Raw genomic sequence first — 22,945 nt, forward strand, 5'->3', positions numbered from 1 at the left:
CAGGGCCTTTCCCGAAGCGGCCTCGGCCGCGCGCGATGCCGCGTCTGCGGGTGCGGTCGGCCGACCGCAGGACGTGATCGTCCAGATGAACGTAGATTGCGGTCGGAAGGGCATCCAAGTCAGTCTTCACACACCGACCATGGGCGCCCTTCGCCGCGTCCGCGCCCAGTTCGGCAATCTCCCATCAACGATCTAGGCGTGCCGGCCGAGGGCGTGCATGATGCCGGCGACGTTGCTCTCGGCGCTGTTGAGGATCTCGTACTTGGCGGCCAGTTCCGGGTCGACGTCGTCGCTCATGGACGCGTAGCGGTCCCTGGTGCGGTCGACGACCATCGCGACGGCGTGGTCGAGGTCCAGGCCCTGGTCGCGGGCGTCCCGGACGGCGTCGACCCAGATCCGCAGCTCCTCCGCCGAGCGCTCCAGCGTGTCCTCGACCTCCTGCACGGGCCCGTAGTGCGCGAACAGCAGCCGCTGCGGGCCCAGCGAACGGAACTTGGCGATCGACCCCAGCGCCGTGTCGAGGTCGAAGTCGGGCGGCGGCGTGGCGGGCCGCACGTCCGCCGTCTCCGGGATGTAGATGCCGGCGGCGTCGCCAACGTAGAGGTCGCCGGTCTGCGAGTCGACCAGCCCGACGTGGTGCTTGGCGTGCCCGGGGGAGTAGTGCGACTCCAGCCGCCGCCCGCCGCCGAGGTCGATCACGCCGGTGTCGTCGACGGCCCGGATCCGCGCCGCGTCCGTGGGCTTCAGCTCGCCGAACAGGGTGTCGAGGGCGTCCCCGTAGATCATGCGGGCGCTGCGCATGAGGCGGGACGGGTCCGCGAGGTGCCGGGCGCCCTTCTCGTGGACGACGATCTCCGCGCGCGGGTACATGCCGGCGATGTCGCCGACGCCGCCCGCGTGGTCGAGGTGGATGTGCGTCACGACCACGCTCGCCAGGTCGTCCGGTCCGACGCCCAGCTCGCGCAGCGCGGCCCGCACCACGGGGGCGGAGCCGGAGGTGCCCGGCTCCACCAGGCATGGCCGGTCGGAGAGGATCAGGTATCCGGCGGTGATGCCGGTGTGGCCGGCCATCCGCGTGTCGATCTCGTAGACGTCCCCGCCGAGCGGCGTGATCGTGGTCGTGGTGTCCATCCCCCGATCATGGCTCCCGCGGTGCGTCCGGGTCGAGGAGGCGCAGGACGAGGCCGGTGCGGGGCTTGGGGCCGAACGAGGTCGACTTGCGCGGCACGCGCTCGCCCCCGCCGGCGACCGCCAGCACGTCCTCGACCCGGAGCGGGGTCAGGATCACGGCGGTCCCGCCGCTGCGCCGGGCGCGGGCGGCGGCCGCGGACGGGTCGTCGTGCACCACCTCGATGGCGTCCTCGTTCTCAGGGACGCCCCACACCTCGCCGATCAGCAGATGGTCGAGGACGGCGGTGTCGAGCGCCCGCCAGCGCGGGGAGTGCTCGGGCGGCAAGGCCGCCCGCAGGGCGTCCGGGTCGGGGTCGGTGAGCAGGTGCGGGGAGTCGCCGCCGGCGAGCAGGAACGCCGGCCCCCGCGCGCGGGCGAGCGCGTCGAGGGCCTCGTCCTCGGCGGGGAATCCGGTCACGCGGAAGACGGAGCGGGCCTTCTCCAGAGCGGTGTCGGGGCGGAGACCGGGGAGCACGCGGTGGATGGCGCCCAGGTGCGGCGGGTAGCGCGTCGAGTCGACCAGCAGCGCCAGCCCGGCGTCCCAGGGGCCGGGACCGTCGCCGGCCGCGTGGCGGCGCGCCTGGAGGGCCCGGTAGGTGGCGTAGCGGTGGTGGCCGTCCGCGATGAGGGCCTGCTTGCCGCGCAGGTCGTCGGCCACCCGCGCGTGCAGGCCGGGGTCGGTGACGCGCCACAGGCGGTGCGTCAGGCCGTCGTCGGCGTCGAACTCCATCAGCGGGGTCCCGGCCGCGGCGCCGTCGACCACGCCGGCCGCGGCGCCGCCGCCCTCGTACACCAGGAAGATCGGCTCCAGGTTGGCGTTCGCCGCCGCCATCAGCGCGAGCCGGTCGCGGACCGGGCCGGGGAAGACGTTCTCGTGCGGCAGCACGACGCCGTCGGACTCCGCGCGCAGGCCGAGGCCGCCGATGAGGCCGCGCTGCAGCACGGCCGCGCCGCGGGCGGCCTCGTAGACGTACAGGGCCGGGTCGGGGTCGACGGTGAGCGCGCCGCGTTCCAGCCAGCGGCGCAGCCGGCGGCCGGCGGCGTCGTAGGTCTCCCCGGCGGCGCGCGGGAGGTTGAGCCGGATGATGTTGTGGCCGCCCTCCGCCAGCAGCCGCAGCGCCGCCGCCTCGTCGATCAGGTCGTACGGCGGCATGGTCACCGACGCGAGGTCGCCGGCCACCTCGGGGACGAAGCGGACGCCGCGGAACGGGGTCAGCTCCAGGCCGCCGCCCGTGCGCGGGGCCGCCGTCCCGAAGACGCGTGCGCTGAACTCCTCCGGGTCGAGACCGGAGGAGAGGTCGTCGTCCACGCTGGGCATGCTATTCAGCGGAGTGCGCCCGGCGCCGCGGCGGGTACGGTCGTAGTGATCGATGTCCGAGGGGAGGTCCACATGAGTACTCAAGGACCCGGACGGCCGGAGGATTCCCCAGGCGAGGACCCAGGCGATGACCCCGGCGAACATGCGGACTCGCCGCAGGGCGGGGTCTACGAGTGGTACACGCGGGGTCTCGAACTGCTGCGGGCGGGCAGCGCCGCGGCGGCGCTGCAGCTGCTGGCCAGGGCGGCCGAGGCCGAGCCGCAGTCGCACAGCATCCGCGAGGCGCTCGCCCGCGCCCAGTTCGGGGCGCGGCGGTTCGGCGCGGCGGCCGAGAGCTTCCGCGGGATCGTGGAGGCGGAGCCCGCCGAGGACTACGCGCGGTTCGGGCTCGGGCTGTCGCTCAGCCGGATGGGCGACTTCGAGGCCGCCGTCGAGCATCTCGCGCTGGCCGCGGCCATGCGGCCGGAGAACGAGGACTACGCGCGGGAGTTGCGGCACGCCAGGGCCACCCTCGCGGCCCGGCGCTGACCCACCCCTTACCCATCGGTAACGACGCCCGTACGATCGCAGGCATGAGGAGCGCGATGAAAGGCAGCGACCGTCCCCTGAGCGAGGCGTACGACGTCGCCCTGCTCGACCTGGACGGGGTCGTGTACGTCGGCCGCAGGCCCGTACCCACGGCGCCGGAGTCGCTCGCGAAGGCGCGTGCGGCGGGGCAGCGGCTGGCGTTCGTGACCAACAACGCGTCGCGGACGCCGTCGGCGGTCGCGGCGCTGCTCACCGAGGTCGGCGTCCCCGCCGAGGCGGCGGACGTGGTGACCTCCGCGCAGGCCGCCGCCCGCCTGCTGGCCGAACGCCTGCCCGCCGGCTCGGAGGTGCTCGTGGTAGGCGGCATGGGCCTGCGCCACGCCCTCTACCAGCAGGGCCTGCGCCCGGTGTCGACGGCGTCCCGGCGCCCCCCCGCCGTCGTGCAGGGCTACCACCCCGACCTCGGATACGGGCTGCTGTCCGAGGGCGCCCAGGCGGTCGGCATGGGCGCGCTCTTCGTCGGCTCCAACGGCGACCTGACCATCCCCGGCGGCGAGGGGCCCCCGCACCCCGGCAACGGCGCACTGCTCCGCGTGATCAGCGGCGCCACCGGAGTGGAGCCGATCGTCACCGGCAAGCCCGAGCGCCCGCTGCACCAGGAGTCGATCCTGCGCACCGGCGCGGAGCGCCCGCTGGTGGTCGGCGACCGCCTCGACACCGACATCGAGGGCGCGTACAACGGCGGCGCCGACAGCCTCCTCGTCTTCACCGGCGTCACCGGGCACCTCCAGGCGCTCACCGCCCCGCCGCACCGGCGCCCCGCCTACCTCGCGCCCGACCTGTCCGGCCTGCTCGTCCCGCATCCGGAGACCGTCCGGGAGGACGGCGCCCACCGGTGCGGCGGCTGGACGGCGCGCCGCGACGGGGACGCGTTCGCGCTCAGCGGATCCGGCGACCCCTACGACGGCCTCCGCGCTCTCGCGTCCGCCGCCTGGGAGACCGAGGAGCCGCCGCCCGCGGAGGCGCTCACCGCGGCCCTGGAGACCCTCTCGCTCTGAGCGCCGGTCAGAGGAGCTTGCGCAGCCGGAGGAGGTCGAAGATGCTCGCCTCGATCTTCAGCCGGCCGGCGGTCCACGCCTTGGCCGGGTTCAGCTCGTCGAAGGCCATCGCGACGAGGTCGTCGCTGTCCACGGTGAGGCGCACCTGCGCAGCCGCGGGTTCCTCGTCAGGCTCGAACGGGTCGAGGCCGCCCCCGTGCAGGCGGCTGCGGAAGGCCAGCCCGAGGTCCGCGACCCGGCAGCTGATCGTCCGCTCGACGACGTGCTCGGCGAGCCGGTCGGCGTCCACCTCCGCCAGGCGCGCCGCGACGCGCTCCAGCGCCGCACGGCACTCCTCCTCGTTCGCCATGGTCAGGCCGTTCCCCGTTCCTCCGGCATCGATGTCGTTCAGGGACGGTAGCGTTCATGGTGAGCCGGAGGCGACTCGTCGCGTGCGGTCCGGGAGCACTGGGAGGTAAACGTGATGTCCGACGAGGCCGCGGAGGAGCCGGAGTTCCCGGCCGCGCCGCCGCCCGACCCGACCGGCGACCCGCGCGTGGACGCCGCCGTCGCCCTCCTAAGCGAACTCGGCGGACGGCCCGTCGCCGCGCACGTGGAGGTCTTCGAGGACGTCCACCAGCGGCTCCAGGAGCTCCTCGCGGCCGCCGGCCAGGACGAGCGGCCCGAGCGGCCCGAGCGGCCCGCGGCGACCCGGCCGGCCTTCCCCGACGCCCTGCGCCCCCGTGAGTAGCCGGCGCCGCCTGGACGCCGAACTGGTCCGCCGCGGCCTGGCCCGGTCGCGGGAGCAGGCCGGGCAGCTGATCGGCGACGGCCGGGTCCGCGTCGGCGGGCAGACCGCGGCGAAGGCGGCGACACAGGTCGAGGCCGGGGCCGCGATTGTGGTGGCCGAGTCCGGCGGCGGCCCGGAGTACGTCTCGCGCGGCGGGCACAAGCTCGCCGGCGCGCTGGAGGCGTTCGGGGGGCTGGACGCCGCGGGCCGCGTCTGCCTCGACGCGGGCGCCTCGACCGGCGGGTTCACCGACGTCCTGCTGCGCGCGGGCGCGGCGCGGGTGTACGCGGTCGACGTCGGGTACGGGCAGATCGCCTGGTCCCTGCGGACCGACGACCGCGTCACCGTCCTGGAGCGGGTCAACATCCGCGACCTGGAGCCGGACATGCTCGACGGCCCGCCGCCGAGCCTCGTCGTCGGCGACCTGTCGTTCATCTCGCTCAAGCTCGTCCTCGGGCCCGCCCAGCGGTGCGCGACTCCCGATGCCGACTACGCGGTCATGGTGAAACCGCAGTTCGAGGTGGGCAAGGACCGGGTCGGCGCGGGCGGCGTCGTCCGCGACCCGGAGCTGCGCGCCGACGCGGTGCGCGGCGTGGCGGGGCACGCCGCGACGCTCGGCCTCGGCGTCCTCGGGGTGGCGGCGAGCCCGCTGCCGGGGCCGTCCGGAAACGTGGAGTACTTCCTGTGGCTGCGCGCCGGGGCCCCGCCGCTCGACGAGGAGGCGCTGGCGAAGGCCCTCGCGGAGGGCCCGCAGTGAGCGTCGGCGGCGCACCGCGCGTACAGAGGGCGTCGAAACCGGGAGCGTCCCGCGCGGGGGCGTCCGTCCAGACGTCTGCACGCCGGAGCACGTCGGGGAGTGGGGCGAGAGCATGAGCACAAGGTCGGTGCTGGTCGTGGCGCACACCGGGCGGCCCGAGGCGGTCCGCAGCGCGCAGCTGGTCATCGAGCGGCTCAGCGAGGCCGGGATCTGCGTGCGGGTCCTGGACGGCGAGGCCGGCGACATCGGCTGCGCGGGCGTGGAGGTCATGCCCAGCACCGCCGCGGCCGCCGACGGCGCCGAGGTCGTCATGGTCCTCGGCGGCGACGGGACGCTGCTGCGCGCCGCCGACCTCACCCGCAGCTCCGGGACGCCGCTGCTCGGCGTCAACCTCGGCCACGTCGGGTTCCTCGCCGAGGCCGAGCGGGAGGACCTCGCCGCCACCGTCGACCGGGTCGTGACCCGCCGCTACGACGTCGAGGAGCGCATGACCGTCGACGTCACCGCCCGCCGCAACGGCGCCGTCCTCGGCACGACGTGGGCGCTGAACGAGGCCAGCATCGAGAAGGCCGAGCGGGAGCGGATGCTGGAGGTCGTCGCCGAGATCGACGGGCGGCCGCTGTCCAACTGGGGCTGCGACGGTGTGGTGTGCGCCACTCCGACCGGCTCCACCGCGTACGCGTTCTCCGCCGGCGGCCCGGTCGTGTGGCCGGAGGTGGAGGCGATGCTCGTCGTGCCGATCAGCGCGCACTCGCTGTTCGCGCGCCCGCTGGTGGTCTCGCCGCGCTCGTCGGTCGCGGTGGAGGTGCTGCCGGACACGCCCCGCGCGGTGCTGTGGTGCGACGGGCGCCGCACGCTCGACCTGCCGCCGGGGGCGCGGGTCGAGGTCCGCCGCGGCGCCGAGCCGGTGCGGCTCGCGCGGCTGCACCTCACCCCGTTCACCGACCGGCTGGTCACCAAGTTCGGGCTGCCCGTGACGGGCTGGCGCGGGCGGGTCCGGCAGCCGTCCCGGCCGTCCCCGCCGCTCGGGGACTCCCAGGTCGGGGACGCCCCGGCGGCCGGTGGCATCGCCGGATACCCGGGGCCCGGCTTCCCGCCGCAGGGCGCGCCCCCGGGTCCGCACGGGGAGGCGGCGGACGGGCAGAGGGGATAATCTCCACAGGCGCTGATCGGGGATCTGGTTGCGGAGGGTTGTGACGCTGGTGCGTCCGATGGTCGATGAGGTGCGGATCCAGGGCCTCGGGGTGATCGACGAGGCCGTGCTCGATCTGTCGCCGGGCTTCAACGTGGTGACGGGGGAGACCGGGGCGGGCAAGACCATGGTGGTCACCAGCCTCGGGCTGATGTTCGGCGGCCGCGCCGACCCGCAGCGGGTCAGGCCCGGCGCGGGCCGCGCCACGGTGGAGGGCCGGATCGTCGTCGATCCGGGCGGCCGCGTGGTGGAGCGGGTCGAGGACGCGGGCGGCGAGCTGGACGACGGCGCCCTGATCGTCACGCGCTCGGTGTCGGCGGAGGGCCGCTCCCGCGCGTTCCTCGGCGGCCGGTCCGTGCCCGTCAGCGTGCTGATCACCCTGGCGGACGACCTGGTCGCCGTGCACGGGCAGTCCGACCAGCAGCGGCTGCTCCAGTCGTCGCGGCAGCGCGCCGCGCTCGACCGGTACGCGGGCGGCGCGCTGACCAAGCCGATGCGCGCCTACACCAAGGCCTACCAGCGGCACCGCCAGGTCAGCGCGCTGCTGGAGGAGCTGACGACGCGGGCGCGCGAGCGGGCCCAGGAGGCCGAGCTGCTCCGCTTCGGCCTGGAGGAGATCGAGAAGGTCGACCCCAAGGACGGCGAGGACACCGACCTCGCCGCCGAGGAGGAGCGCCTCGGGCACGCCGACGCGCTGCGCGGCGCCGCCGACACCGCCCACGAGGCCCTGCTGGGCGATCCCGCCGCCGCGTTCGAGGCCGCGAACGTGACCGGCCTGCTCGGCCAGGCGCGCAACGCCCTGGACGCCGTCCGCGACCACGACCCGGCGCTCGCGGCGCTCGCCGACCGTCTCGCCGAGGCCGGCTACCTGGTCAGCGACGTCGGCACCGACCTGGCGTCCTACGCCGAGTCCGTGGACGCCGACCCGGCGCGGCTCGCGGCCGTCCTGGAGAGGCGCGCCGAGCTGATCGCTCTGATCCGCAAGTACGGCGGGACGGACGGGACGGTCACCGAGGTCCTGGAGTGGGCGCGCGGGTCCGCGGTCCGGCTGGCGGAGCTGGAGGGCGACGACGACCGGATCGACGAGCTGCGCTCCGAGCACGCCGAGCTCACCGAGCGGCTCGCCGCCGAGGCCGCGGAGCTCACCGCGGTCCGCACCCGGGCCGCCGAGCGGTTCTCCGAGGCCGTCACCGAGGAGCTGACCGCGCTGGCGATGCCGCACGCCCGCGTCGCCGTCACCGTCGCGCCGAGCGGCGACTACGGCCCGCACGGCGTCGACGAGGTCGAGGTGCGGCTCGCGCCGCACCCGGGATCGCAGCCGCTGCCGCTGCACAAGGGCGCCTCGGGCGGCGAGCTGTCCCGCGTGATGCTGGCGATCGAGGTCGTGTTCGCGGGCGCCGACCCCGTCCCGACGTTCGTGTTCGACGAGGTCGACGCGGGCGTCGGCGGCAAGGCGGCGGTGGAGATCGGGCGGCGGCTGGCGCGGCTGGCCCGCAACGCCCAGGTGATCGTCGTCACGCACCTGCCGCAGGTCGCCGCGTTCGCCGACCAGCACCTGCTGGTGGAGAAGTCCGACGACGGAACGGTCACCAGCAGCGGCGTCACCGCCCTGGACCGGGAGGGACGCGTCCGGGAGCTGTCGCGCATGCTCGCCGGCCTTGAGGACTCCGAGCTCGGCCGCGCGCACGCCGAGGAACTGCTCGCCATGGCCGCCGAGGAACGGTAGCGGCGCCGAAGCCCACACGTCAGCCCGTACGTCACGCCGCCGCGGGCCGCCCCCGCTCCGTCAAAGTTTACAGAGGGTGCGTGAACGGACACGCCTGGACCGTCGGCCTTTCCGGCGTTCGCTCCCGGGCTCTGGCAGGATGGCAGTTGATGAACGAGTCGTCACCCACCGCAGAGCGACGCGTCCGGCTGGCCGGGAGGCTGCCCCGGCGCGTGCTCACGCTGGGCCGCGGCCGCGACGACGGGCGGCCCGGGATCAGCGCCACGGTCCGGCTCGACCGCCGCACCAAGGACCTGACCAAGCGGCTCCAGCCCGGCGAGGTCGCGGTGATCGACCATGTCGACCTCGACCGCGTCAGCGCCGAGGCGCTGGTGTCGCGCGAGGTCGGCGCCGTCGTGAACGTCGCGCCCAGCATCTCGGGCCGGTACCCGAACCTCGGGCCGCAGATCCTGATCGAGGCCGGCATCCCGCTGGTCGACGACGTCGGCCCGGAGATCTTCAGCAAGCTGCAGGAGGGCGACCAGGTCCGCGTCGAGGGGCCCGCCGTGCACCGGGGCGAGGAGGTCGTCGCCAAGGGCACCGAGCAGACCGCCGAGTCCGTCGAGGAGGCGCTGACCGAGGCCAAGGCCGGGCTCGCCTCCCAGCTGGAGGCGTTCGTCGCCAACACGATGGAGTACGTCAAGCGCGAGCGCGACCTGCTCATCGACGGCGTCGGCGTCCCCGAGGTGGCCACGAGGATCTCCGGGCGGCACGCCCTGATCGTCGTGCGCGGCTACCACTACCGCGAGGACATCGCGACCCTGCGCCCCTACATCCGCGAGTACCGCCCGGTGCTGATCGGGGTGGACGGCGGCGCGGACGCGCTGCTGGAGGCCGGCTACCGCCCGGACATGATCGTCGGCGACATGGACTCGGTCTCCGACGACGCGCTCACCTGCGGCGCCGAGCTCGTCGTGCACGCCTACCGGGACGGTCGCGCGCCGGGCCTGAAGCGCGTGCACGAGCTCGGCAAGGACGCCGTGGTGTTCCCCGCCGCCGCCACCAGCGAGGACATCGCGATGCTCCTCGCCGACGACAAGGGCGCCACCCTGATCGTCGCGGTCGGCACGCACGCCAACATGGAGGAGTTCTTCGACAAGGGGCGCGCCGGCATGGCCAGCACGTTCCTCACCCGCCTGCGCGTCGGCAGCAAGCTCGTCGACGCCAAGGGCGTCAGCAGGCTCTACCGCAGCCGGATCTCCACCTGGTCGCTGCTGTTCCTCGTCCTCGGCGCGTTCATCGCCATCGTCACCGCCGTCGCCATGTCTCCGGCGGGGGACGTCATCAGTCCCCTGCTCGCCGACCGCTGGCACGCCTTCCTCTTCTGGCTGACCGGACTCTTCACGTGATCGATTTCCGCTACCACCTCGTCTCCATCGTCGCGATCTTCCTCGCGCTGGCGCTCGGCATCGTGCTGGGCTCCACCACGCTGTCGAACTCGGTGAGCGACACCCTGCGCCAGCAGGCCAACTCGGCCGCCAAGACGGCCCAGCAGGCCCGGCTGGCGCAGCGCGACCTGCGCCACCAGCTGGACGGCGAGGAGCAGTTCACCAAGGTGCTCTCGCCGCAGATCGTCGCCGAGCGGCTCAAGGGCCAGTCCGTGGTGCTGATCGAGACGCCCGGCGCCGGCAACGACAGCATCGAGCAGATCAGCCGGCTGGCCAAGGACTCCGGCGCCGCGGTCACCGGGCGCGTCACGATCCAGAAGAAGCTCCTGGACGACGACCAGCAGACCACCGTCGACGAGCTCGCCACGCAGCTCAAGGCCGAGGACGTGAAGTTCCCGGAGAACGCGGGCGCCTACGGCAAGGCGGGCGCCGTCCTCGCGAACGCCCTCGTCACCAAGGACCCCGCCAAGTCCGGCCGTGAGGACGCCGCCGGAGGCGCCGTCCTCAACGGCTTCAAGGAGGCCGGATACGTCACCACCAGCGGCAAGCCCGGCCAGCACGCCACCCTCGCCGTCATGGTCGCCCCCGCCGCCGCCTACGCCTACGCGGGCGGCGGCGACGACAACAAGGCACTGATCTCGCTGGCCTCCGCACTCGACGGCGCCGGGCGCGGTACCGTCGTCGGTGGCCCGCCGACCTCCGCGCAGGAGGGCGGGCTGATCGCGGCGCTGCGCGACTCCGACGCCGCCGACTCGGTCTCCACCGTCGACGTGGTGGACACCGCGGCCGGCCAGGTCGTCACGATCCTGGCGCTGCAGAACGAGATCGGCGGCAAGTCCGGGCAGTACGGCACGGGCGCCGGCGCGAGCGGCTACCTGCCCTCGCCCGCGCCCACGGCGAAGAACGGGTGACCTGATGAGACGAGGCATCGCCAGGAGCACGCGGCTGGCGGCCGGCGCGGGGCTCGGCGCGGTGGCGGCGCGCGCCGCCTACGCCGCGCTGACGCGGCGCCCGCCCGGCCTGAACGGGCTGCCCGGCGAGCAGGTCTGGGGCCGCACCAACCACCGCGGCGAGCCGGTCACGCTGCTGGAGGGCCCCGCGTTCGTCGCGGGCGCCGCCGCGGCCGGGCTGCTGGCCCCGGCGCCGCCGCCCGGGTGCGGGCCGCCGCGCTGCTCGCCGGCGCCGGATCCGGCGCCCTCGGCGGCTACGACGACCTCGCCGGCTCGGCGTCCTCCCGCGGCTTCAAGGGCCACCTGACCGCGCTCGCGCGGGGCGAGGTGACCAGCGGCGCCGTGAAGATCCTCGGCATCGGCGCGACGGGGCTGGCCGCCGCCGCCGTCGCCGGCTCGCCCGCCCCGACCCGCACGGGCCGCGCGTTCGACACCCTCGTCAACGGCGCCGTCATCGCCGGGTCCGCGAACCTGATGAACCTGTTCGACCTGCGCCCCGGGCGGGCCGTGAAGGTCGGCCTCATCGCCGGCACGCCGCTGGCGCTGACCCGCTCCGGCTCAGCCGTGGTCGCCGCGCCGCTCGGCGCCGCCGCCGCGCTGCTGCCCGAGGACCTCGGGGAGCGCGCCATGCTCGGCGACACCGGCGCCAACGCGCTCGGCGCGCTGCTCGGCCTCGCCGGGGTCGCCGGGCTGAACGCCGCCAGCGAGTTCGTCAGCTTCACCAAGGTCATCGCGGGTAATCCGGTGCTGAACCGCGTCGACATGCTGGGCCGCCGCCCGGTCGCCGCCCCCGCCGAGGCCCCCGCCGCGGAGGCGGCCGCGCCGGAGACCGGGACGCGAGAGGCCGAGAAGCCCGACACCGAGGACGCGTACCGCCCGGCGGGCGACGGCGTCGCCGACCTCGCCTAGCCCGCCGGACGCCCCCCGCAGACCTCGACGAGCGTGCCTTCGCCTACCGTGCCCCCATCCGAAGCGCCACCGCCGCCCCGGCGGCGGCCGGGCGTGCGCCGGCTGACCGGCGGGCTGGCCGGCGCCGCCGTCGTCATCGCGGTCATCACCGTGCTGGCGCGGCTCGCCGGGTTCGGGCGCACCTACGCCTTCTCCCAGACCGTCACCACCTCGTGCCTGAGCCAGGCGTACTTCAGCGCCACGCAGCTCCCCAGCAGCATCTACGAGATCGTCGCGGGCGGCGCGCTCGCCAGCATGGTCGTGCCGGTGCTGGCCGGGCCCGCCGAGCGCGGCGACCGCGAGGAGGTCGGCCGGACCGGGTCGGCGCTGCTCACCTGGATCGTCGTGGTGATGGTGCCGCTCTCCGCGCTGATGGCGCTGCTCGCCCATCCGCTCATGGAGCTGGCGGTGGCCGAGCACCCGCAGGGGTGCTCGCGCGGCGACGTCGTGCGGGTCGGCGGGGACATGCTGGCGATCCAGTCCGTGCAGATGGTGATGTACGGGATCGCGGTGGTGCTGTACGGGCTGCTGCAGTCGCACCGCCGGTTCGTCGCGCCCGCCCTCGCGCCGCTGGTGTCGAGCCTCGTGGTGATCGGCGCCTACCTCGTCTACGCACCGCTCGGCCGGGGCTTCGAGAACGACCTGGCCGGGCTCCCGGTGGGCGCCGAGCTGACGCTGGCGATCGGCACGGCGCTCGGCGGCGTCGCGATGGCCGCCACGGCCGCGGTCGCCGCGTGGCGGCTGCGCCTGCGGCTGCGGCCCACCCTGCGCTTCCCGGACGGGGTGGCGCGCCGGGTGCGGCGGCTCGCGGCGGCCGGGATCGCGACGGTCGCGGCGCAGCAGCTGGCGACGCTGCTGATCGTCCGGCTCAGCTCGCAGGGCACCCGCGGCGCGCTCGCCAACTACCAGTACGCGTGGGCGATCTACCTGCTGCCGTGGGCCATCCTCGCGGTGCCGATCGCCACCAGCGCGTTCCCGCTGCTGTCGGCGCGGATGAGCGCGGCGGACCACGACCGGTTCGACCGGGTGACCGCGTCCACCACCCGCGCGGTGATCCTGGTGTCGTGCCTGGGGGCGGCCGCGCTGGCCGCCGTCGCCGTCCCCGCCGCGGCGGTGTTCAACCCCGGCCACCCCGACCAGCAGGAGGTGCTGTCGCGCGCGGTGCTCGCGTTCGCGCCGGGCCTCCTCGGCTACGGGCTCGTCGCGCACCTCGGCCGCGTCCTGTACGCGTGCCACCGGGGACGGATGGGGGCGGCCGCCGTGGTCGCGGGCTGGGTCGTCGTCATGCTCGCGGAGGTCGCGCTGGTGCTGTCGGTCGACCGGCAGTGGGTCGTGGCGGCGCTCGGCGTCGGCAACGCCGTCGGGATGACCGTGGCGGGCGTCCTGCTGCTCGTGACGCTGGTGCGCGCGAGGGGCGCCGCCGCGGTGCGCGGCGTGCCGCGGGCGCTGGCCGCCGGGCTGCTCGGCGCCTGCGCGGGCGGTGCCGCCGGATACGCGGCGGCCGCGCTGCTCGGCCCCGGCGGGACGGGCCCGGCCGGGGAGCTGCGCAACGTCGGGACCGGGGCGCTCGCCGCTCTGGCCGCCGGCGCCGTCTTCCTGATCATCGCATTCGTGATCGACGGCCGGGACCTGCGGGCCGTCCTCAGCCGGAAGGTCACCCGCAATGTCTGACAGGCAGGATCTGGACGGGCTGCGCGTCGCGCTCGTCCTCGGCACGAGCGCCGGCGGTGTCGGCCGCCACGTCCGGTCCGTCGCCGAGGGCCTGGCCGAGCGCGGCGCCCGCGTCGTGGTGTGCGGGCCCGCCGCCACCGACGCGCTGTTCGGGTTCGGCGCCGGCGGTGCCCGGTTCGCCGAGGTCGACCTGGCCGACCGGCCCCGCCCGGCGAGCGACGCCAGGGCCGTCGCCCGGCTGCGGCGGCTGCTGCGCGACGCCGACGTCGTCCACGCCCACGGCCTGCGCGCCGGGGCCCTCGCGGCGGCGGCGTGCGCGCACGTCGTGCCGGGCCCGCTGCGGTTCGCGCGCGGCGGCCCGCCCCTGGTCGTCACGCTCCACAACGCCGTGATCGCCGGCGGCCGGACGGCCGCGGTCTACGGGGTGCTGGAACGCGTCGTGGCGCGCGGCGCCACGCGGGTCCTCGGCGTCTCGCCCGATCTGGAGGAGCGGATGCGGGCCCTCGGGGCCCGGTCGGTCGGGCACGCGATCGTCCCGGCGCCCGCGCCGCAGGCGCCGCCCGGCCCCGCCGTCCGCGCCGACCTGCGGGCCGAGCTCGGCGGGGGAGCGGCCGCTGGTCGTCACCGTCGCCCGCCTCGCCGAGCAGAAGGGCCTGCCGACGCTGCTGGACGCCGCGGCGGCGTGGGCGGGACGCACCCCGCCGCCGCTCGTCGCGATCGCGGGGGACGGGCCGCTGGAGGAGGAACTGCGCGCCCGGATCGAGGCGGAGGACCTGCCCGTCCGGCTCCTCGGCCGGCGCTCGGACGTCGCCGGGCTGCTGACCGCCTGCGACGTGGCGGTCGTGCCGAGCGTGTGGGAGGGGCAGCCGCTGGTCGTCCAGGAGATCCTGCGGGCGGGGCGGCCGCTGGTCGCGACCCGCGTCGGCGGGATCCCCGGCATGGTGGGCGCCGAGGAGCGGGGCGAGGGGGCCTCGCTGCTCCAGGGGCCCGAGTCCGACGCGGCGCTGCTGGTGCCGCCGAACGACGCGGAGGCGCTCGGACGCGCGGTGAGCCGCGTCCTGGACGACCCGGCGCTCGCGGCCCGGCTGGGTTCGGCCGCCGCCCGGAGGTCGGCGCTGCTGCCCGGCGAGGACGACGCCGTCGACCAGCTGGCGGGGCTGTACCTGGAGCTGACCGGGCCTTAGATGCGGCCTTCCGCCCTCGGGTTCGAGAGACGGGCGGAAAAATCGCGGGGGAGGGGAACCGGCCCGGCGCGGGCCGCGTTGAAGCAGGTAACGGAGGGGAGTATCCCCGCGCGCGGTTCTCGTCAGTACGGTCGGCCCATGCCGGCCCGGGGCCGCGGCCCGTACCGATCACAGGGCGGGAGAGACCTCCGGCGCTCGTCTCATGTCCGCCGGAGGTGTTCACGTTGTCGGTCTCCCCTCTCGTCTGGGGCCTCACCATCGCGGCGATCCTTGCGATCATCGCCGCCGACCTGTTCCTGATCCACCGCAACGACACGCGGGAGTTCACCACCCGCCGCGCGGCGTTCTGGTCGGTGGTCTACATCGGCCTGGCCGCGCTGTTCGGGCTCGGCGTCTGGTTGTTCTCCGGCGGTGAGCACGCCGCGCAGTACTTCGGCGGCTTCGTCATGGAGAAGAGCCTCAGCGTCGACAACCTCTTCGTGTTCATGGTGATCCTCGCCCGGTTCGCCGTGCCGAAGCACGCCCAGCACACGGTGCTGATGGCGGGCATCGTGATCGCGCTGGTGCTGCGCGGCGCGTTCATCGCGGTCGGCGCCGCCGCCATCGCGACCTTCACCTGGGTCTTCTTCCTCTTCGGCGCGTTCCTCATCTGGACGGCGATCGGGCTGGTCCGCGGCGACGACGAGGACGAGTTCAAGGAGAACGCGCTGCTGCGCTGGGCCAAGCGCGTCATCCCGACGTCGGAGGAGTACGACGGCAGCCGGTTCCTCACCCGCCGGGGCGGGCGGCGGCTGGTCACCCCGATGGCCATCGTCATGATCGCGATCGGCTCCACCGACGTGCTGTTCGCGCTGGACTCCATCCCCGCGATCTTCGGGCTGACGACCGAGCCGTACCTGGTCTTCACCGCCAACGCGTTCGCGCTGATGGGCCTCGTCCAGCTGTACTTCCTGCTCGGCGGCCTCGCCGACCGGCTCGTCTACCTCGGGCACGGGCTGGCGTTCATCCTCGGGTTCATCGGCGTCAAGCTGATCCTGCACGCGCTGCACGAGTACGGCGCCGGGTGGGCTCCGGACATCCCGATCTGGCTGTCCCTCGCCGTGATCGCCGGGACGCTGGCCGCCACCGCGGTCGCCAGCCTCGCCGCGGGCCCCAGGCCGTCCCGCGAGCCGCTCCCGAAGGGCGAGCCCGCCGCCGAGGCGGAGAGCCCGGCGACACGCGAGGGCTGAGAGCGGGACCGCGTCCCCCCATCGTCCGAATGCTGTTCTAGAATCTCGGTCAAAAGGGTCGAGAGAGGGTTGACGCATGGCCATCGGGCTGACCGAGGAGCATGAGGCGCTCGCCGAATCGGTGCGCGGCTTCGCCGAGCGCAACATTCCGGCGACGGCCGTCCGGGCCGCGCTGGACGCGGACGAGGAGACCAGGCCCGGATTCTGGCCGGCCCTCGCCGAGCAGGGCCTGCTGGGCCTGCACCTGGACGAGGAGCACGGCGGCCAGGGCTTCGGCCTGCTGGAACTGGCGGTCGTGCTGGAGGAGCTGGGCCGCGCGGCCGCGCCCGGGCCGTTCCTGCCGACCGTGCTCGCCAGCACGGTCATCGACGCCTCCAGCAACGCCAAGCTGCGCGCCGAGCTGCTCCCGGGCCTCGCCGACGGGTCGCGGACGGCCGCCGTCGCGCTGGACGGCGAGCTGACGGGCCGCCGCGAGGGCGACTCGCTCGTGGTGTCGGGCACGTCGGCCACGGTGCTCGGCGCGGCGCTCGCCGACGTGCTCGTCCTCCCGGTCGCCGTCGACGACGGCGAGCAGTGGGTCGCGGTGGACGCCGCCGACCTCGCCGTCGCCCCGGTCGCGAGCCTGGACCGGGTCCGGCGCGTCGCCTCCGTCGAGGTCTCCGGCGCCGCCGTGGCGGCCGACCGCGTCCTGGACGGCCTCACCACCGGCCGGGTCAGGGACCTGGCCGCCGCGCTGTTCGGCGCCGAGGCCGCGGGCCTCGCCGGCCGGCTGGTCGCGACCGCCGCCGAGTACGCCAAGGTCCGCGAGCAGTTCGGCCGGCCGATCGGGCAGTTCCAGGGCGTCAAGCACAAGGCCGCCCGCAGCCTGATCGCCCTGGAGCAGGCCCGCGCCGCCGCCTGGGACGCCGCCCGCGCCCTGGACGAGCGCGCCGACGAGGCCGGGGCGGCGACGACACGTTTCGCCGCCGCGGTGTCGGCCGTCATCGCGGTGGACGCCGGGGTGCAGACCGCCCGCGACGCCATCCAGATCCTCGGCGGCATCGGCTTCACCTGGGAGCACGACGCCCACGTCTACCTGCGCCGCGCTCTCACGCTGCGGGCGCTGCTCGGCCCGTCCAAGGGCTGGGCCGCCGAGGTCGCCGCGCTCGCGCTGGACGGCGGGCGCCGCGAGGTCGTGCTGGAGCTGGACGAGGACGCCCAGCCGCTGCGCGAGCGGATCCGCGCCGAGATCGCCGAGCTGGCCGCGGTCGAGGACAAGGACGCGCTCGCCGAGCGCCTCGGCGACGAGGGCTGGACCGTCCCGCACTTCCCCCGCCCCTGGGGACGCGAGGCCGGGCCGGTCGAGCAGATCCTCATCCAGCAGGAGCTGAGGGCCGCCAAGGTCAGGACGCCGAACCTCGGGATCGGCGCCTGGCTGGTGCCCTCGCTCGTGCGCTACGGGACGGAGGAGCAGAAGGAGCGCTTCCTGCGGCCGACGCTGCGCGGGAAGATCGTGTGGTGCCAGCTGTTCTCCGAGCCGGGCGCCGGCTCGGACCTGGCGTCGCTGTCGATGAAGGCCGAGCGGGTCGAGGGCGGCTGGAGGCTCACCGGCCAGAAGATCTGGACGTCGCTCGCCCAGCACGCCCAGTGGGGCTTCTGCGTCGCCCGTACCGACCCCGCCGCCGCCAAGCACGACGGCATCACCTACTTCCTCGTGGACATGGCGTCCGAGGGCGTGGACGTCCGCCCCCTGCGGGAGCTGACCGGCGACGCCCTGTTCAACGAGGTCTTCCTGGACGGTGTCTTCGTCCCCGACGACCGCGTGGTGGGCGAGGTGAACCGGGGCTGGCAGGTCGCCCGCAACACCCTGTCCAACGAGCGGGTGTCGCTGTCGACCGGCGGCGGCCTCGGCATGGGCGTGCCCGAGCTGCTGCGCTTCTTCGCGGACCGGGACCTGGACGCGGTCGCGGCGGCGGAGGCCGGCAGGCTCGTCGCCCAGGGCCAGTCGATCGACCTGCTCGGACTGCGCACCACGCTCAAGCAGCTGAACGGCGTGGAGCCGGGCGCGGAGGCCAGCGTCCGCAAGCTGCTCGGCGTCCAGTTCAACCAGGACGTCGCCGACCACTGCTGGGCGGCGCAGGGCGCGGCCGCGGCCACCGAGGTCCCGATGGCCGAGAGCGGCATCGTCGGGCGCGCCATGCTGTTCAGCCGCGCGATGACCATCTACGGCGGCACCACCGAGGTGCAGCTCAACATCATCGGCGAACGCATCCTCGGCCTCCCCAGAGACCCCGAACCAGGCAAGTAGCCCCCAAGCGGGCACAAGCCCCAACCGCAGGTACGAACCCGACTCTCAGGTTCGAACCTGACTCCCGGTCACGGGCAGGCGCGTGGAGCGCGTGCAGCGAGCGCAACGCGCCTGCCCGTCGCAACGGGGGTTCCAGCGGGTCGCCCCCCTGGGTCAACGCGGCCGGAAGGTGTAGGTGAAGTTGACGAGGACGACGCCGGCCAGGGCGATGAGGAGGCCGGGGAGGCCGGCGTTCACGACGCCGATCGCGCTCAGCGGGATCGCGGCGAGCAGCGACAGTATCGCCAGGACCAGGCTGTGGTCGCCGCCGCCGTGGCGGGGCTCGGGCGCCGGGGCGCGGCGGCGTGGGCGCGGCGCGGCGGCGCGGGCGTCGAGGGTCTCCTCGAGACGGTCGACGACCGTCTCGATGAAGGCGTCGTCATAGTCGGGCCCCAGTTCGCGCCGGGCCGCCATGGCCGCCGTGAGGTCCTCGCGCGGCAGTCGTGGGGTCGTCATGACACCGTTATAGGCGGGCGGGGCCGGCGCCCGCGTCACCCCCCGGGGCCATGTGGCGGCTACCCCTCAGGTGTGAGCGGACCCGCGGGTAGGATTCCGCTCCTGTCCCACCGAATCCGGAGGTCTCCGTGACAGTGCGGGCCCGTTCGACCGCCCTCGCCGCCTTCGCCGTCGCGGCCGGGCTGGCCCTCGCGGGCTGCGGCGGCGGGAAGGAGGCCGCGGACGCGGCGCCGTCCGCGCCGCCCACCACGCCGGCGCCGCTTCCGGCGGTGCGGCCCGCCGACGTCAGGCCGCTGGTGGGGCGCTGGGTCGGCGCGGCCAAGGACTACTTCCGGTTCGAGGCCGACGGCAGCGGCGTGTGGGTGCGGGGCCGGCAGAAGCTGTGGAGCGGGTCGGCCATCCCCGAAGGCGGCGGCAAGTACCGCTTCTCGTGGAACGGCGGCGACCCCAAGGCCGCGTCCTACTGGGGCGTCACCCTGGGCGGGGACAAGGCGTCTCTCGTGTTCGCCGGGACCAACCAGACCTACAAGAAGGCCGCCGTGCGGAAGGGCAACGGATGACCGACCCGATGTTCGCCTCACCCGCCGACGCCGGGCGCAGGCTCGCCGGCGTCCGCTACCTCGCCGACGACGCGATCGCCACGACGGTGTTCCTGGCCCAGGCGCTGGGCAAGCCGCTGCTGGTGGAGGGCCCCGCGGGCGTCGGCAAGACGGAGCTCGCGAAGGCCGTGGCGGCGGCGACAGGCGCGGAGCTGATCCGGCTGCAGTGCTACGAGGGCCTGGACGAGGCTCGCGCGCTCTACGAGTTCAACTACAAGAAGCAGCTCCTCGCGATCCAGGCCGCGCGCGCCGACCGCGCCTGGCAGGAGACCCACGACGACATCTTCTCCGAGGAGTTCCTGCTGGAGCGGCCGCTGCTGGCGGCGATCCGCCGCAGCGACCCGACCGTCCTGCTCATCGACGAGGCGGACAAGGCCGACGTCGAGGTGGAGGGCATGCTGCTGGAGGTCCTGTCGGACTTCCAGGTGACGATCCCCGAGCTCGGGACGGTCGCGGCGGTCCGCCGCCCCTTCGTCCTGATCACCTCGAACGCGGCGCGGGAGCTGTCGGAGGCGCTCAAGCGCCGCTGCCTCTACCTGCACCTGGACTACCCGGCGCCCGAGCGGGAGCGCGACATCGTGCTCGCGCAGGTGCCGGGCATCGAGGCCGAGCTGGCCGAGCAGCTCGTCCGCACCGTCGGCACGCTGCGCGACCTGGAGATCAAGAAGGCGCCGTCGATCGCGGAGACCGTCGACTGGGCGCGCACCCTGCTGGCGCTCGGCCTGGACGACCTGGACGAGGCCGCCGTGGGCCGGACGCTCGGCGTCGTCCTCAAGCACGTCTCCGACCAGGAGCGCGCCGCCAAGGAACTCGGGCTGAGCGGCTGACATGGGCTCACTCGTCGACCGGCACACCGGGTTCGTCGCGGCGCTGCGCCGGGCGGGGCTCGCGGTGTCGGTCGCGGAGGGGCTGGACGCGGTGCGCGCCGTGCGGGCCGTCGACCTCCTCGACCGCGAGTCGCTGCGGGCCGCCTACGCCGCGACGGTCGTCAAGCGGCCCCAGCACCGTGCCACGTTCGACACGCTCTTCGACCTGTGGTTCCCGGCGGCCGTCGGGGACGGCGCGGGAGCGGTGCGCGACCCTGAGCGCCCGGCGAGGACGGTCGACGACGACGGGCGCCCCGTCCCGGCGGCGCTCGACCCCCAGGTGCAGCGGCGCCGGGACGAGCTCGCCGGCCTGCTGCTGTCCGGGGACGACGCCGCGCTGCGCCGGTTCGCCCGGCTGGCCGTCGCCGAGTACGGCCGGACGCCGGGGCAGGAGTCGTGGTTCTCCTCGGGGGTGCTGAGCGCGCTGTCCCCGGAGACGCTGATGGCGCGGCTGCTGGAGTCGGTGCTGGCCGGGCAGGAGCGGGGCGGCATGGCCGAGCGCGTCGCGCGCCGGACGTTCCGCGACCGGATCGCCCGGTTCTCCGGCCTCGTCGCGGGCGAGGTGCGGCGCCGCATCGCCGAGGACACCGGCGTCGAGCGGACCGCCCGCATCGTCGTGCGCCCCCCGCTGGAACGGCTCGACTTCGCCGGCGCGACCCGCGCCGAGATGGAGGCGCTGCGGCGCGAGGTGTATCCGCTGGCGCGCAGGCTGGCGTCGCGCCTCGTGCAGAAGCAGCGGCGCGGGCGGCGGGGCCGGCTCGACTTCCGCCGGACGGTCCGCGCCTCCCTGGCCAGCGGGGGAGTGCCGCTCACCACCCACCACCGGCCGCGGCGCCCGCACCGGCCCGAACTGGTGGTGCTGTGCGACGCCAGCGACTCGGTGTCGGCGTTCGCCCACTTCACGCTGCTGCTGACCTTCGCGCTGCGGGAGCAGTTCAGCAAGGTCCGCGCGTTCGCGTTCATCGACGCCACCGACGAGATCACCAAGTACTTCGCGCCGGGCGCGGACGTCACCGCCGCGATGACCCGCCTCGCCGCCGAGGCCGACCTCGTGTGGATCACGGGCCGGTCCAACTACGGCCACGCCTTCAAGGTGTTCGACGACAGGTACCGCGACGCCGTCACCCCGAAGACGTCCCTCCTGGTCCTCGGCGACGCCCGGTCCAACTACGGGGAGCTGTCCCTGCCGGTCGTGCGGTCGATGGCCGGCCGGGCCCGGCACGCGTACTGGCTCAATCCCGAGCCGCGCGCCCAGTGGGACACCGGCGACTCCGCCGCGTCCCGCTACGGCGAGCTGATCCCCATGTACGAGTGCCGGAACCTGACCCAGCTGGCCGCCTTCGTCGAGGAGCTCGCCTAGGGCCTCAGGAGGCCCGGGAACGCTCCCGGATCACCAGGGCCAGGACGGCGTAGGCGAGGGCGGCGACGCCCGAGACGGCCATCGCGACGTTCGTGCCGTGCGCGAGCGAGGCCGGGTCGTGCCCGGACCCCGTCGCGACGGTCCCGACGATCGCCACGCCCAGCGACGCCCCGATGTAGCGGGCGGTGTTGTTGGCGCCGGCTCCCATGCTCGCGCGGTCGGCGGGCACGCTCTCCACGGCCAGCCGGGCGAGCATCGCGTTGGTCAGGCCGCTCGCGACGCCGGCGGCGGCGAGGCCCGGGGCGAGCCGCCACCAGTGCGCGTCCGGGGCCAGGACCGCCAGCGCGAGCTCGCTGACGCCGGCGAGCGCGAACCCGGCGGCCAGCAGGCGCCGGACGGGCAGCCGCGACGGGAGGCGGTGCGCCTGCAGGGCGACGACGAACGACAGCCCGGACCAGATCGCCAGCACCAGCGCGGCCGCGATCGGGGACAGGCCCATCACCAGGATCATCATCGTCGCCAGGTAGGTCATGACGCCGATCACGGCGAGCCCGGTGACGAGCGCCCCGGTCACCGACAGCAGGAACGCCGGCCGGCGGAACAGCGCCGGGTCGACCATCGGATCCCGCCGCCGCGACTCGACGAGCACGAACGCGGCGAGCAGGATCGCCGCGGCGGCGAACAGCGCCAGGACGCCCGGGGCCGTCCAGCCGGTGCGGCCCCAGGTGATCGCGGCCACCAGGGCCGCCACGCCGAGGCTCATGGTGGCCAGGCCCGGCACGTCCACGCCGCGCGGGTGCTCGGCCCGCGACTCGGCGAGCGCGCGGGAGGCTCCCACGGCGAGCGCGGCGGACGCGGCGACGGTGACCCAGTACCAGAGCCGCCAGCCGCCGGCCGAGGTCAGGCCGGCCGCCGCGACGGGGCCGAGGGCGATGCCGAGGCCGACCATGGCGCCCCACATGCCGGTCGCCCGCGCCCGCCGCGGACCGGGCGCGAACGAGGCGCCGATGATGCCGAGCCCGGTCACCAGCAGGGCGGCGCTGGCCGCGCCCAGCGCGACGCGGCCCGCGATGAACACCGCGGCGTTGGGTGCGAGCGCGCACGCGACGCTGGAGACGGCGAGCGCCGCCGCGCCGATCACGAACATGCGCCGGCGGCCGTGGTCGTCGGCGAGGCTGCCGGCGGCCAGCAGCGCCGCCGCGAGACCGAGGCTGATCGAGCTCATCAGCCAGATCTGCGCGGTCGGCCCGGCGCGCAGCCCGCGCGCCGTGTCGGCCAGCGTCGCCGCGGGGGCGCAGTAGTTCATCAGGGCCAGCAGGGTGGCGGCGGCCGGCAGCGTCAGCGCGGCGGCGGTGCCCGGCGCGCTGGGCGCGGCGCGGGGGGTCGCCAGAGTCGTCATGCGGTCTCCAGG

At 75.2% G+C, this 22,945-nt stretch carries 18 protein-coding genes and 4 pseudogenes; 16 read left to right on the forward strand and 6 right to left on the reverse strand.

Going from position 1 to position 22,945, the window contains the following annotated elements:
- Positions 1-28: 28 nt before the first annotated feature.
- From ACQEU6_RS04530 to ACQEU6_RS04540, 3 genes and pseudogenes are all read right to left on the reverse strand, one after another.
- A pseudogene (locus ACQEU6_RS04530) lies at positions 29-130 on the reverse strand (IS982 family transposase); the annotation flags it as partial.
- Positions 131-192: 62 nt separating this feature from the next.
- Complete coding sequence (locus tag ACQEU6_RS04535) at positions 193-1,131, reverse strand: MBL fold metallo-hydrolase (RefSeq protein WP_499329328.1); 939 nt, start codon at positions 1,129-1,131, stop codon at positions 193-195.
- Between the two features lie 7 nt (positions 1,132-1,138).
- On the reverse strand, positions 1,139-2,488 hold the full coding sequence (locus ACQEU6_RS04540; RefSeq protein ID WP_499329329.1) for a DUF1015 family protein: 1,350 nt from the start codon (positions 2,486-2,488) through the stop codon (positions 1,139-1,141).
- A 72-nt stretch (positions 2,489-2,560) separates the two neighbouring features.
- Between ACQEU6_RS04540 and ACQEU6_RS04545 the strand changes: the two genes are divergently transcribed.
- On the forward strand, positions 2,561-3,016 hold the full coding sequence (locus ACQEU6_RS04545) for a tetratricopeptide repeat protein (protein WP_499329330.1): 456 nt from the start codon (positions 2,561-2,563) through the stop codon (positions 3,014-3,016).
- A gap of 56 nt (positions 3,017-3,072) precedes the next feature.
- Positions 3,073-4,074, forward strand: a complete 1,002-nt coding sequence (locus tag ACQEU6_RS04550) for an HAD-IIA family hydrolase (RefSeq protein WP_499340088.1) — start codon at positions 3,073-3,075, stop codon at positions 4,072-4,074.
- A 7-nt stretch (positions 4,075-4,081) separates the two neighbouring features.
- On the opposite strand, the gene ACQEU6_RS04555 is transcribed toward ACQEU6_RS04550, so the two are convergent.
- A complete protein-coding gene (locus ACQEU6_RS04555) occupies positions 4,082-4,423 on the reverse strand; it encodes an SCP2 sterol-binding domain-containing protein (RefSeq protein ID WP_499329331.1) in 342 nt (113 codons plus the stop codon).
- A gap of 114 nt (positions 4,424-4,537) precedes the next feature.
- Here ACQEU6_RS04555 and ACQEU6_RS04560 point away from each other — a divergent pair, with 114 nt between their 5' ends.
- From ACQEU6_RS04560 to ACQEU6_RS04610, 11 genes and pseudogenes are all read left to right on the forward strand, one after another.
- A complete protein-coding gene (locus ACQEU6_RS04560; protein ID WP_499329332.1) occupies positions 4,538-4,804 on the forward strand; it encodes a hypothetical protein in 267 nt (88 codons plus the stop codon).
- Positions 4,797-5,600, forward strand: coding sequence for a TlyA family RNA methyltransferase (locus ACQEU6_RS04565; protein WP_499329333.1), 804 nt, complete (start codon positions 4,797-4,799; stop codon positions 5,598-5,600). The genes ACQEU6_RS04560 and ACQEU6_RS04565 overlap by 8 nt, the downstream gene beginning before the upstream one ends.
- A gap of 112 nt (positions 5,601-5,712) precedes the next feature.
- Positions 5,713-6,600 (forward strand): annotated as a pseudogene (locus tag ACQEU6_RS04570) (NAD kinase); the annotation flags it as partial.
- Positions 6,601-6,811: 211 nt separating this feature from the next.
- Positions 6,812-8,518: a DNA repair protein RecN gene (recN, locus tag ACQEU6_RS04575; protein ID WP_499329334.1), complete on the forward strand. Its 1,707-nt coding sequence runs from the start codon at positions 6,812-6,814 to the stop codon at positions 8,516-8,518.
- Between the two features lie 149 nt (positions 8,519-8,667).
- Positions 8,668-9,906, forward strand: coding sequence for a putative cytokinetic ring protein SteA (gene steA / locus ACQEU6_RS04580; protein WP_499329335.1), 1,239 nt, complete (start codon positions 8,668-8,670; stop codon positions 9,904-9,906).
- Positions 9,903-10,856: a copper transporter gene (locus ACQEU6_RS04585; protein WP_499329336.1), complete on the forward strand. Its 954-nt coding sequence runs from the start codon at positions 9,903-9,905 to the stop codon at positions 10,854-10,856. Before steA ends, ACQEU6_RS04585 begins: the two co-directional genes overlap by 4 nt.
- A gap of 4 nt (positions 10,857-10,860) precedes the next feature.
- Positions 10,861-11,804: pseudogene (locus ACQEU6_RS04590) on the forward strand (hypothetical protein).
- A 93-nt stretch (positions 11,805-11,897) separates the two neighbouring features.
- Positions 11,898-13,514: a murein biosynthesis integral membrane protein MurJ gene (murJ, locus tag ACQEU6_RS04595; RefSeq protein ID WP_499329337.1), complete on the forward strand. Its 1,617-nt coding sequence runs from the start codon at positions 11,898-11,900 to the stop codon at positions 13,512-13,514.
- Positions 13,507-14,698: pseudogene (locus ACQEU6_RS04600) on the forward strand (glycosyltransferase family 4 protein). Before murJ ends, ACQEU6_RS04600 begins: the two are co-directional and overlap by 8 nt.
- A gap of 224 nt (positions 14,699-14,922) precedes the next feature.
- Positions 14,923-15,927 carry a TerC family protein gene (locus ACQEU6_RS04605; protein ID WP_499329338.1) on the forward strand — a complete coding sequence of 335 codons (1,005 nt, stop codon included), beginning with the start codon at positions 14,923-14,925 and terminating at the stop codon, positions 15,925-15,927.
- Between the two features lie 76 nt (positions 15,928-16,003).
- Positions 16,004-18,214 (forward strand): acyl-CoA dehydrogenase family protein, encoded by a 2,211-nt coding sequence (locus ACQEU6_RS04610; RefSeq protein WP_499329339.1) that lies wholly within the window; start codon positions 16,004-16,006, stop codon positions 18,212-18,214.
- Positions 18,215-18,367: 153 nt separating this feature from the next.
- Here the strand turns inward: ACQEU6_RS04610 and ACQEU6_RS04615 are convergent, their stop codons facing one another.
- A complete protein-coding gene (locus ACQEU6_RS04615) occupies positions 18,368-18,709 on the reverse strand; it encodes a hypothetical protein (protein WP_499329340.1) in 342 nt (113 codons plus the stop codon).
- 128 nt (positions 18,710-18,837) lie between these two features.
- Here ACQEU6_RS04615 and ACQEU6_RS04620 point away from each other — a divergent pair, with 128 nt between their 5' ends.
- Genes ACQEU6_RS04620 through ACQEU6_RS04630 form a run of 3 tightly spaced genes read left to right on the forward strand, consistent with a single transcriptional unit; the run spans position 18,838 to position 21,534 of the window.
- On the forward strand, positions 18,838-19,269 hold the full coding sequence (locus ACQEU6_RS04620) for a hypothetical protein (RefSeq protein WP_499329341.1): 432 nt from the start codon (positions 18,838-18,840) through the stop codon (positions 19,267-19,269).
- A complete protein-coding gene (locus ACQEU6_RS04625) occupies positions 19,266-20,135 on the forward strand; it encodes an AAA family ATPase (protein WP_499329342.1) in 870 nt (289 codons plus the stop codon). Before ACQEU6_RS04620 ends, ACQEU6_RS04625 begins: the two co-directional genes overlap by 4 nt.
- A 1-nt stretch (position 20,136) precedes the next feature.
- Complete coding sequence (locus tag ACQEU6_RS04630) at positions 20,137-21,534, forward strand: VWA domain-containing protein (RefSeq protein WP_499329343.1); 1,398 nt, start codon at positions 20,137-20,139, stop codon at positions 21,532-21,534.
- A 4-nt stretch (positions 21,535-21,538) separates the two neighbouring features.
- On the opposite strand, the gene ACQEU6_RS04635 is transcribed toward ACQEU6_RS04630, so the two are convergent.
- Positions 21,539-22,933: an MFS transporter gene (locus ACQEU6_RS04635; RefSeq protein ID WP_499329344.1), complete on the reverse strand. Its 1,395-nt coding sequence runs from the start codon at positions 22,931-22,933 to the stop codon at positions 21,539-21,541.
- Positions 22,934-22,945 lie beyond the last annotated feature (12 nt).

This window comes from Spirillospora sp. CA-108201, from assembly GCF_050936235.1.
In the GTDB taxonomy this organism is placed as follows: Bacteria; Actinomycetota; Actinomycetes; order Streptosporangiales; family Streptosporangiaceae; genus Spirillospora.

Bases quoted from the DNA above. Each gene is read 5' to 3' on its own strand.
- ACQEU6_RS04535 (WP_499329328.1), bottom strand. From the start codon at position 1,131: ATGGACACCACGACCACGATCACGCCGCTCGGCGGGGACGTCTACGAG.
- ACQEU6_RS04540 (WP_499329329.1), bottom strand. From the start codon at position 2,488: ATGCCCAGCGTGGACGACGACCTCTCCTCCGGTCTCGACCCGGAGGAG.
- ACQEU6_RS04545 (WP_499329330.1), top strand. From the start codon at position 2,561: ATGAGTACTCAAGGACCCGGACGGCCGGAGGATTCCCCAGGCGAGGAC.
- ACQEU6_RS04550 (WP_499340088.1), top strand. From the start codon at position 3,073: ATGAAAGGCAGCGACCGTCCCCTGAGCGAGGCGTACGACGTCGCCCTG.
- ACQEU6_RS04555 (WP_499329331.1), bottom strand. From the start codon at position 4,423: ATGGCGAACGAGGAGGAGTGCCGTGCGGCGCTGGAGCGCGTCGCGGCG.
- ACQEU6_RS04560 (WP_499329332.1), top strand. From the start codon at position 4,538: ATGTCCGACGAGGCCGCGGAGGAGCCGGAGTTCCCGGCCGCGCCGCCG.
- recN (WP_499329334.1), top strand. From the start codon at position 6,812: ATGGTCGATGAGGTGCGGATCCAGGGCCTCGGGGTGATCGACGAGGCC.
- steA (WP_499329335.1), top strand. From the start codon at position 8,668: ATGAACGAGTCGTCACCCACCGCAGAGCGACGCGTCCGGCTGGCCGGG.
- ACQEU6_RS04610 (WP_499329339.1), top strand. From the start codon at position 16,004: ATGGCCATCGGGCTGACCGAGGAGCATGAGGCGCTCGCCGAATCGGTG.
- ACQEU6_RS04615 (WP_499329340.1), bottom strand. From the start codon at position 18,709: ATGACGACCCCACGACTGCCGCGCGAGGACCTCACGGCGGCCATGGCG.
- ACQEU6_RS04625 (WP_499329342.1), top strand. From the start codon at position 19,266: ATGACCGACCCGATGTTCGCCTCACCCGCCGACGCCGGGCGCAGGCTC.
- ACQEU6_RS04630 (WP_499329343.1), top strand. From the start codon at position 20,137: ATGGGCTCACTCGTCGACCGGCACACCGGGTTCGTCGCGGCGCTGCGC.
- ACQEU6_RS04635 (WP_499329344.1), bottom strand. From the start codon at position 22,933: ATGACGACTCTGGCGACCCCCCGCGCCGCGCCCAGCGCGCCGGGCACC.